The 3,375-nt window shown below is 42.9% G+C and carries 4 protein-coding genes; 2 read left to right on the forward strand and 2 right to left on the reverse strand.

Annotation, left to right across the window (positions count from 1 at the left end):
- On the forward strand, window positions 1-242 hold a 242-nt coding region (locus BU200_RS10200), incomplete at its 5' end, for an IS3 family transposase (protein ID WP_142237050.1).
- 226 nt (window positions 243-468) lie between these two features.
- Here BU200_RS10200 and galT read toward each other — a convergent pair.
- Window positions 469-1,959 carry a UDP-glucose--hexose-1-phosphate uridylyltransferase gene (gene galT / locus BU200_RS10205; protein ID WP_075100021.1) on the reverse strand — a complete coding sequence of 497 codons (1,491 nt, stop codon included), beginning with the start codon at window positions 1,957-1,959 and terminating at the stop codon, window positions 469-471.
- Window positions 1,960-1,972: 13 nt separating this feature from the next.
- Window positions 1,973-3,145, reverse strand: a complete 1,173-nt coding sequence (locus BU200_RS10210) for a galactokinase (protein ID WP_075100022.1) — start codon at window positions 3,143-3,145, stop codon at window positions 1,973-1,975.
- Window positions 3,146-3,291: 146 nt separating this feature from the next.
- Here BU200_RS10210 and BU200_RS11580 point away from each other — a divergent pair.
- The coding region (locus BU200_RS11580) for an IS630 transposase-related protein (RefSeq protein WP_228063988.1) at window positions 3,292-3,375 on the forward strand (84 nt) is incomplete at its 3' end.

Genomic DNA, 3,375 nt, shown 5'->3' on the forward strand with positions numbered 1-3,375 from the left:
ATTTTACAACACAGGCTGGCATCACTCTATCCATGTCACGAGTTGGGAAATGTATCGACAATGCACCAATTGAAAGTTTCTTTGGGCATTTCAAGACAGAGTCTTATCATCTCAAGAAATACAAGACCTATGAGGAGCTAGTCGCAGATGTGGAAAGCTATATCCAGTTTTACAATACACAACGTTATCAAAACCCCTTGGGAATTCAGGAATCAGGTTGCTTAATATCTTTTATTATTTGACTGTCTACTTGACAGGTAGCAGTTCAAGTTTCTAAGAGTTTTTTCGTTTGATTTAAAATAAAAAAGGTTGAAGAAAATTGTCTAAAATGGACTTTTTCTTCAACCTGACCACGAGTAGCACTCGTTCTATTTCCTACCTTCAACAGTCACTTCCCTGACTGCTAGTAGCATATCTGCAAGCGACCATAGTCTGAAACGGCTACGGTAAACTATAAAAATACAAGTCTTACTGGTCTTTGGCTGTCAAACCAACAAATTCCACAAAGCGTAAGAAAGCCGCTTGACCTTCTGGTGTTCGTTTGTAAACACCCGCATCCTCTAAAACTCGACCAAAGACTTGTCCGACTGCATCGCGTACAAGCTGGGTCACATTTTCCCGAGAAATATCAGAGTGCTGTGCTTTCAAGCCATCCGCCCAGTCTTGGTGGTAAGAAGCAACCTGCTCCACTTCTCCGAGCAGATAAGCCTCCACCTCTTGTAATTCATGCTTGAGACGAGGAGGTAAAATGGCAAGTCCCATGACCTCGATCAAACCAATATTTTCTTTTTTGATATGCTGTACATCTGGGTGGGGATGATAGATCCCGTCTGGAAATTCTTCAGAGGTTTGATTATCCCGCAAGACCAAGTCCAACTCAAATTGCTGCCCATTTCTCCGAGCAATCGGAGTAATCGTATGATGGGGTTCACCGTTTGAAGACGCGAGAATCTGCACCGCTTCATCAGAGTAGCTCCGCCATTTTTCTAAAATCTTGGTCGCCAACTCCACCAAACGTCCCTTATCCTCACAAGAGAGGCGAATGACCGACATCGGCCATTTGACAAGACCGGCCCTCACCTCCTCAAAACCTGCAAAGGTTAGCGAATGCTCAATCTCTGCCTTTTCCATAGCAAAACGATGCCGTCCACCCTGATAATGATTATGGGTCAGAATAGAGCCACCCGATATTGGTAAATCGGAGTTAGAACCCACAAAATATCCCGGCAACAGATCGACCAAATCGAGCAATTGTTCAAAGGTTTTGGGAGTAATAGCCATTGGCACATGCTTGGTATGTAAGAAAATTGCATGTTCATTAAAGTAGGCATAGGGCGAATATTGGAAGCCCCATTTTTCCTCTCCCAACTCTAAACGGATAATCCGATGATTGGCACGAGCAGGATGGTTGATCCGTCCTTGATAGCCCTCGTTTTCCATGCAGAGAAGGCATGTGGGGTAATGAGAAACCTCTGCTAATTTCGCAGCAGCAATGGCTTTGGGATCTTTCTCCGGCTTGGACAGATTGATGGTTATTTCCAACTCCCCATATTCTGTCGGCACCTGATAATAGATGTTCTTAGCAATCGCCTTGACCTTAATATAATCATTACGCTTGCTTAGGTCATAAAAGTCTGCGATAGCTTGGTCAGGAGCGGTCTCATACTGTGACCAAAACTGCTGATTGACCTGACTTGGACTCGGTGTGATAAAGTCCATCAGCACTGCACCGAGCACCTCTTGCTCTTCAAGTAAGCCACCGACAAGGCCATTTTCAACAGCGATCGCTACTAACTCATCTTTTGCCTCCACGATTGTCTCGGCACGGCTTTCTCTCTCCACTCCTGCTTCACCGACGAGTGCCATGATCCGATTACAGAGATAGGTACGGTCTAATTCCTCATAACTACTTTCAGAGATGACCCCGTCCACAAACCTGTCTAGTACACTTCTTATCATTTACTCTACCTACTTATTTTCGAGATAAAACGCGAGAACCTGCTGCAATTTCAGCAATATAAAAACTTGGTGGATAGCCTACAATATCTGTATAGGTTTTGCCAACATTTTCGATGAAGGTATCGACCTTATCCTTTTCAACAATAGCAATACCACAACCGCCAAAACCAGCACCCGTCATACGTGCACCAAGTACACCATCTTGTTGCCAAGCAGTATGCGCCAAGGTATCTAATTCTAGCCCTGTTACTTCGTAATCATGCTCTAAAGATACATGAGAAGCATTAACCAAGCGACCAAATTGCTGCAAATCTCCTGCTTCTAAAGCCTGTCTTGCCTGCAAGGTCCGCTGGTTTTCCCAAACAGCATGACGAGCACGCTTGATCCGATTTTCATCCTGAATCAAATAGCTGTACTCATCGAATGTCTGCGCATCTAGCTCACCCAAGGTTTCAATGTCTAAAACAGCGTTTAACTCTTCAAGCGCTTTTTCACATTCTGCCCGGCGTTCATTGTACTTCGAATCTGCTAATTCACGGCGTTTGTTAGTGTTCATAATGACAATGACATACTCACCCAAGTCGAGTGGTACCAATTCATATTCCAGAGTATTGGTATCCAGATAAATAGCCCGCTGATCTGCTCCCATTCCAATCGCAAATTGATCCATGATACCTGAATTAACCCCGATAAATTCGTTCTCTGTCTGTTTACCGATCTTCACCAAATCAAGGCGAGTTACGTCCAGCTCAAACAATTCCTCAGCGATAATCCCAATCAACAATTCCAAGGAAGCAGAGGATGACAAGCCTGAACCATTTGGAATATTCCCATAGACAAAGACATCCAGACCTGCATCAATCCTATGTCCTGCTTCCTGTAAATATTTTAAGACACCCTTGGCATAATTGGTCCAATTATCTGCCTTATCGTAGACTAGGTTCTGCAAATCCACTTCAATGATTCCGAGTTCCTTGAAGTTTGCAGAATAGAAATGCAAGGTCTGATCTTCACGCTTGCGAGCTGCACCATAAGTCCCTAAGGTAATCGCAGCAGGAAAGACATGTCCGCCATTGTAATCTGTGTGCTCTCCGATCAAGTTGATCCGTCCCGGAGAGAAGAAAGTCGCATCTGCTTCCTTTCCAAAAACCTCTGCAAAAGCCTGTTGAAGGTCTACTGTGTTCATCTACAATCCTCCTACTGTAACCGTTTTTATTTTATTATAAACTGATTTGATGGTTTTGTCAATATTTTTAGTAAATTTTACTAAAAATATTTTTGTGACCTATTATAGTCTTTCACTTTTTATATAATACATGTTATAATAAATCTATGGCATATGGAATTGATTTTAGAAAACGTGTGATTGCCTATAAAAATTCAGGGCATTCAAAGCAAGAAACCTGCAAAGTCTTT

The sequence above is a fragment of the Streptococcus acidominimus genome (assembly GCF_001921825.1).
Lineage (GTDB): Bacteria > Bacillota > Bacilli > Lactobacillales > Streptococcaceae > Streptococcus > Streptococcus acidominimus.